General features: G+C 63.2%; 7 protein-coding genes. 2 read left to right on the plus strand and 5 right to left on the minus strand.

Annotated elements, in window-relative coordinates; genetic code table 11:
- Window positions 1–221 (minus strand): DEAD/DEAH box helicase family protein (locus VNS12_RS05910; protein WP_325486918.1); only part of this gene is annotated, 221 nt, incomplete at its 3' end.
- Window positions 222–1,021: 800 nt separating this feature from the next.
- Window positions 1,022–1,810 (minus strand): DUF3108 domain-containing protein, encoded by a 789-nt coding sequence (locus VNS12_RS05915; protein WP_325486919.1) that lies wholly within the window; start codon window positions 1,808–1,810, stop codon window positions 1,022–1,024.
- Window positions 1,811–2,137: 327 nt separating this feature from the next.
- On the opposite strand from VNS12_RS05915, the gene rpmB reads away from it, so the two are divergent.
- Both rpmB and VNS12_RS05925 read left to right on the plus strand, forming a co-directional pair.
- Window positions 2,138–2,422 (plus strand): 50S ribosomal protein L28, encoded by a 285-nt coding sequence (rpmB, locus tag VNS12_RS05920; RefSeq protein WP_325486920.1) that lies wholly within the window; start codon window positions 2,138–2,140, stop codon window positions 2,420–2,422.
- Window positions 2,423–2,640: 218 nt separating this feature from the next.
- Window positions 2,641–3,285 carry a VUT family protein gene (locus VNS12_RS05925; RefSeq protein ID WP_325486921.1) on the plus strand — a complete coding sequence of 215 codons (645 nt, stop codon included), beginning with the start codon at window positions 2,641–2,643 and terminating at the stop codon, window positions 3,283–3,285.
- 43 nt (window positions 3,286–3,328) lie between these two features.
- Here VNS12_RS05925 and VNS12_RS05930 read toward each other — a convergent pair whose 3' ends face one another.
- The 3 genes from VNS12_RS05930 to VNS12_RS05940 all read right to left on the minus strand — a co-directional run.
- Window positions 3,329–4,372 (minus strand): M42 family metallopeptidase, encoded by a 1,044-nt coding sequence (locus tag VNS12_RS05930; RefSeq protein ID WP_325486922.1) that lies wholly within the window; start codon window positions 4,370–4,372, stop codon window positions 3,329–3,331.
- Entirely contained in the window at window positions 4,369–5,388 is a 1,020-nt protein-coding gene (locus VNS12_RS05935; RefSeq protein ID WP_325486923.1) for an esterase-like activity of phytase family protein, read from the minus strand. The genes VNS12_RS05930 and VNS12_RS05935 overlap by 4 nt, the downstream gene beginning before the upstream one ends.
- A gap of 590 nt (window positions 5,389–5,978) precedes the next feature.
- A partial coding sequence (locus VNS12_RS05940; protein WP_414693074.1) for a cobaltochelatase CobT-related protein occupies window positions 5,979–6,358 on the minus strand: 380 nt, incomplete at its 5' end.

Consider the following 6,358-nt stretch of genomic DNA (forward strand, 5'->3'; position numbering starts at 1 on the left):
GCGGAACTGGGGACGATTCGCTCTTCGCCAGTCACCAGCGCGACGGCACCCGCCCCAACGCGTTCGACAACGCGGTTGTACACCTCACGGGCCAGAAGGCGCAGCGGAAGGCCAATCACACCGGTGCGATACGCCAGCATACGGTCGATGGCGTAATGAGTCTTGCCCGTGTTGGTCGGGCCGAGCACGGCCTTGACGGCCTGGGAATGTGTGAAGGTCATCGGTCCTGATGTGCAGGGCAGGGACAAGGGGTGCAGGCGCAAGGTGGTGTATCAAAGCGGGAAAGGCAATGGCCGAAAGGGGGCCAAATTTAACGCTTCGAACGAAAATAGAACAAAGGTGCACCGAATCGGGTTTCGAATCGGAATCGTGGTTTGTTCCCTACTGCATGTAGTGGTGCGGCGCTGCCAAGGGCCACAAGAGCGGCAGGGCGAGGGGAAAAGGCGCGCGAAAGGGCCTGAATTTGTTCACGTTGGTTGCCAAAGGGTTAATTCGGGCGCGAGGGGGGAGAGTGTTGCCGGGAAGTTAATGCGGATTTTTGCGGGGGCGGGAGGCTGTAAACCCCGAAAGCCACGCGGGGCGTGGGAGCAAAAGCTGGAATTTTACGAAAAAGCTTTTGACTGTGCCGATATGGGACGGGGGCTGCGGGGGTCGGATCCGGGATGACCTGCTGGAGAATTCTCCCCCTCAGCGCACCCCTCATCCGTCTCGCCTGCGGCGAGCCCCCTTCTCCCTCAAGGGGAGCAGGGGAGTAGAGGAGAAGGGGAGAAGGGCGCGCGTGTCTGCTGGGGAGCCCTCTCCCCGTGTGTGCTGAGCATGTGGGGGCGCCGGGAAAGTGCGCAGGCGCGAAGGGTACTGGATCCCGGATCGGGTCCGGGATGACAGGGGAGTGGGTGTGATGGGGGAGTGGGCGAGATGGGACGTTGGGGGTGACGAAATGGGTTCTACCGCCTGCCAATGACCTCAGTGTCATCCCGGGCGGAGACCCGGGATCCAGTAGGCGGCAGGGTCGGTGGGCAGGCTATTGCAGTCGGACGAGGACCATGGAGATGTCGCCGAAGCTCGACCCCATCAGGACGCGATAGGGGATGAAAAAGCCGGAGTCCGCCAGCGGCATGTACCAGATCAGCATGCGGTTGGAACTGGCCAGATATTGGGTGATTTCGGAGGATTCGAAGTGGCCGGATACCGGGACGTAGCGCATGGCGCACAGCACCACCGGGCCCTGATAACCGGTGCGGGCCGAGGTGGCGGTGGTGGTTTCGACATAGCTCATGGGCATGTCGAACCGTTCGATGCCGGTATAGATGCGCAGGGTGCGGTTGCACAGCGCGCCATCGAGTGCGGAACCGCGCAGGATGAAGGCGGCCAGGGGATCGTTGACCCCGGAACGGTGGGCACCGCTGACCGCGACCCGGTCGGGGTTGTCGGCAAGGGCGGGAATCACGGTGCCGGTGGCGCCGTTGCCATTGGAATAGGCGGTCTGGAGGGAAAATCGCTCCGAGGCGGTGCGGGTTTCGAGATAGAAGCGCTGGGCCTGCAGACCGGTCGCGGTGAGCGAACCGCTGGAGTTGACCGATCCCGCGCCCTGAGCCACCACCTGGGCCAATCCGGTCACATCGGCGGACAGGTCAAGCTGATAGGATGAGCCTTCGGTCGCCAGCCGGATGTCGATATTGGAGACGTTGATACCGCCAATCGACACGACATAAGAGGCGACTGAGCCATCCTGTTGGGCGGAAGCCGATAGGATGGGGCCGAAAAACAGAGCCGCACCAGCGGCCAGAACAGACAGGGAAAAGCGTTTCACGCGCGAGACTCGTGCTTTGGTTATGCCGCAGGACCGATCCGCCGAGCCACGAATCAGCGTATCGGCTAGGTTGCCTGCTCGGATTCGGCGTGTCCAGCGAAGGATCGCTACAAAGCGTCGCCAAATGCGCCTCGATGCGCGCTTATGCTTGACGGGGAGCCCCGCTTTCTCTATATCCCCGGCCAAAGTTTCCGCATGGAGCATTGCCGGAAAAAGCTGCTTTGGCTTTTTCGGTACGGCAAGGCGGCCAACACTACAACCAGAACCCAGGCCGGTCGATTGGGGGCAAACCCCGGTCCCGGTACGCGATTGACAGGAATTAAGACAATGGCACGGCGCTGTGAACTCACTGGCAAGGGCGTGATGACCGGCAACAATGTGAGCCATGCGCTCAACCGGACCCGCCGCCGCTTTCTGCCCAACCTTTGCGATGTGACGCTGATTTCGGAGTCGCTCGACCGTCAGGTCAAGCTGCGCGTTTCGGCAGCCGCACTGCGCACCGTGGAGCATCGCGGTGGCCTCGACGCCTTCCTGCTCAAGGCCAAGGACGAAGAGCTTTCGAGCCGGGCTCGCGGCATCAAGAAGGAAATTCGGGCCGCGATCGCCAGCTAAGCTGGTTGACGCCTCAGATTTGGCGCCGCGTGAGGAAAGCCTGACGCGGCGCTTTTTGTTGCCCGGTGATCTCGATTGCCGGACAGGAGAATCTGGAGATAATGCTCCAGCGATGCCCCGGTCTGTTGCCGGGCAGCATCGGTTTCGCCGGGAAGGGCACCCTTCCCACGCTGATATCCGGCGGTCACTTGCCGCTTGTGGAAAAGGAATGCCGCGCAATGAGCGTGCGTTTTTTGTGGGCCGTTCTGGCCATGGCGGTGGTGGTCACCGCATCCAATTTTCTCGTCCAGTACCCGGTTGAAGGGCAGATCGGGGCCCTCGACCTCGCTGAAATCCTCACCTGGGGCGCGTTCACCTATCCGGTTGCGTTCCTGGTCAATGATTTCACCAACCGCCAGTTCGGCCCCGCAGCTGCCCGCAAGGTGGTGCTGGTGGGGTTTGCCATTGCGGTGGTGATCAGCTTCATTCTCGCAACGCCGCGGATTGCGATGGCGTCGGGCGCGGCGTTCCTGTCGGCGCAACTGCTCGACACGACGATTTTTTCCCGCCTGCGCGCCGCCCGTTGGTGGAAGGCACCGCTGGTTGCCTCGCTGGCCGGGTCGGTGATCGATACGCTGCTGTTCTTCGGCATCGCCTTTTCAGCGAGCTTTGGCTTTATCGATTCGGCGCTGGGCGTGCCCGATTCATCGCTGGCCTTTGCCGTGCCGCTGTTTTCGCTGTTGCCGCTCGACGTTCCGCTCTGGGTATCACTGGCGCTGGGGGATTTTTCCATCAAGGTGGTGATGGCGTTCGTTCTGCTGGCGCCGTATCGGGCGCTGCTCAAGGCGCTGCCGGACCGCTATCTGGGCACGACGCTGGCCTAAAAGAATGACAAAGGGCTGCCCGTCGAGGCAGCCCTTTTTTTGATTATTTTTCCCGCAGATAGGCGACGAGGATATCGAGCGCGGCTTGCAGGTCGGTGCGCGAAATCATCTCGGTGATGGTGTGGATATAGCGGGTGCCAACCACGATGCCGACCGCGCGCGCTCCGGCTGCGGCCTGCTGGGCGGCGGCGCCATCCTGCCCGCCCCGGGCGAGAATGGTGCGCTGGAACGGGATTTTCTCGCGCGTGGCAATGGCCTCGATTTCCTCGACCAGATCGAGATCGGCGATGAACGAGCCGTCCTTGAGGTGCAGGCCGAACCCCTTGCCCTGAGTGGTGACGGCTTCGTTTTCCGGCACGCCGGGAGTGTCACAGGCGAGCGTGGTGTCGATGCCCAGCCCGATATCGGGAGCAACGGCGTAAGAGGCGGTTTTCGCGCCGCGCAGGCCCACTTCTTCCTGCGTGGTGAACACGACATGGATTTCGCAGGCGTGATCGACCCCTGAAGCGTCGAGGGCGCGGATCGCCTCGATGCCCAGCCAGCAGGCCATGCGGTTATCGAGAGCCTTGGAGACGATCTTGTCGCCCATTTCGATCAGCGGTTCGTCCATGACGACGAAATCGCCGACGGCAACCTTGGAGCGAGTTTCGCCATCGAGGCCGATATCGACGAAGAAATCCTTGGGCTCGGGGATTTTCTTGCGCTCTTCGGGGGAAGAAATGTGGATGGGGCGACCGCCGGCATTCATCACGCCGGGATATTCACCATCGCGGGTGACGACCCGCACACGGCGAGCAAACAGGGTGCGCGCATCGAAGCCGCCGACCGGATCGACGTGAATCCAGCCCTTTTCAGACACGTGGGTGACGAGGAAACCGATCTCGTCCATGTGGCACAGCAGCATGATCTTGAGCGGGTTTGGATCGTTGGTGCGCGAGCGGCGCACGGCCAGCAGCGAGCCCATGGCATCGGTGCGGACCTCATCGAACAGGCCATCGATCTCGCGCTCGATCAGCGCGCGGACACGGTGTTCGCGGCCGGGAACGCCCGGGGTTTCGCACAGCAGGCGCAGCAGGTCGATATTCATGGGGCAGTCTCCTCGTCAGGAAGGGCGAATTCGAGCAGCAGCGTGCGCTGAAGCCCGAGGAAATTGTTGTCGGAAACGATGGTCACGCGCACCTCGCCATCAGGCAGGACGCGCACGCCCAGCCCCTCGAAATTGTCGACCTCCCGGCCCGAGGCGGAAAACAGGATTTCCCCCTCCATGATCGCTCCGGCATGGACGGTGTGCGCGGGAATGCGCCGAAGCTGCACCGAAAAGGTCAAAAAGGCAAAGCCGCGTTCGAGGACCAGCAGGTCGCCATTGGGCAGGAAGGCGCAATCGGTAGGGTTGAAGCGCCCCGAGATGGAGATGGCCAGATCGCCGCGATCGGCGTCGCCCAAAAGGGTGGCGGCCCAGGTATCGGGAATGATCGAATGACTTTCGGTGATGATCAGAGTCGAGCCTGCCACCGGGGACGTCTGTGGGGCCATGCACAGCGATTCGATGGCACCATTGGTGCGCAGATCGGTCAGCCAATCGGGAATGGCAATCTCGCGGGCGGGGCCGCCGGGCCGGCCATCGGTGAGCGCGAATTCGGCAACCCGCGTCAGGTGCTCGAACCCGACCCGAACGGCGGCGGGCGCGCCGTCTCGGAACACCACGTCGATGGCTTCGGAATCCCAGGTGAATTTGCGCGGCAGGGGCGCGCCAGAGGAATTGCGGATCACATCGATTTCAACATCGGACAACCCCGAGGGCGCGCCATCGGTGAGATCGAGGGTGCCCGAGAAAAAGCGGCCCTCGTCGGAAACCATGACGAAACGGTCGGCATCGAGAAAGGCGAGACTGGAGAGACCGCCGAAATCGGGATGGGGACTGGCGAGGTCGAGGCCGCCTTTGAAGATCAATGGGCCAAGGGGCTCGCCGATATTGGCGCGCTGAAAGCGGGTGATGGGCTTGGCGGTGACGGTGGCGGATTGGGCGGAGGGGGATTGCGCGGAGGCAATGGTAGGGGAGAGCAGCAGGGCGAGGAGTGCGAGAACGCTCAGCGCCCCCCTCATCCGCCCCTTCGGGGCACCTTCTCCCACCAGGGGAGAAGGGGAAGATGGCGCAGGCGCTGCTGGAAGTGCTCTCCTCTCCGATTGGGTCGGGGGTGAGGGGTGGGCAAAGATGGGGGGAAGGGTAGAGGCGGGCGGGATTGGCAGGGGCTGGCACCCCTCATCCGTCTCGGTCCTTCGGCCCGATCCACCTTCTCCCTCAAGGGGAGAAGGGAAGAGGGGCGCTGCCGTTCCCTCAAGAGTGGCCGGGGGCGGGTTGGGATAGATTATGCGTTTGATCCAGCACTGCAACGGGCTGCCCTTCTCCCCTGGTGGGAGAAGGTGGGCCGGCGCAGCCGGGTCGGATGAGGGGGGTGCGGTATTTGCAAAGGCCTTGTGCGCCGGTGAAGTTCGCCAGCTCAGCGCCCCCCTTTCCGATTGAGTCGGGGGTGAGGGGTGGGCAGAGATGGGGGGAAGTGTAGAGGCGGGCGGGATTGGCAGGGGCTGGCACCCCTCATCCGTCTCGGCCTTTCGGCCCGATCCACCTTCTCCCTCAAGGGGAGAAGGGGAAGATGGTACAGGGGCTGCGGGGGATGGCCCTGGGGGCGGCGTGTTCAGCGCCGCCTCCGGGCCTCGGCGGGCAGTTCTTCGTCAAACAGCGCGGCGAGGTTGTCGGTCATGGCCCCGGCCAGTTCGTCGGCGTCGAGGATGGTGACGGCCCGGCGATAATAGCGGGTGACATCGTGGCCGATGCCGATGGCGACGAGCTGCACGGGGGAGCGGGTTTCGATGTCCTCGATCACGGCGCGCAGATGGGCTTCGAGGTAGTTGCCCGGGTTGACGCTCTGGGTGGAATCATCGACCGGCGCGCCGTCGGAAATCACCATCAGGATGCGGCGGTTTTCCGGGCGGTTGACGATGCGTTTGTGGGCCCATAGCAGCGCTTCGCCGTCGATGTTTTCCTTGAGCAAACCCTCGCGCATCATCAGGCCGA

The organism is Pelagibacterium sp. (assembly GCF_035555455.1).
Lineage (GTDB): Bacteria > Pseudomonadota > Alphaproteobacteria > Rhizobiales > Devosiaceae > Pelagibacterium.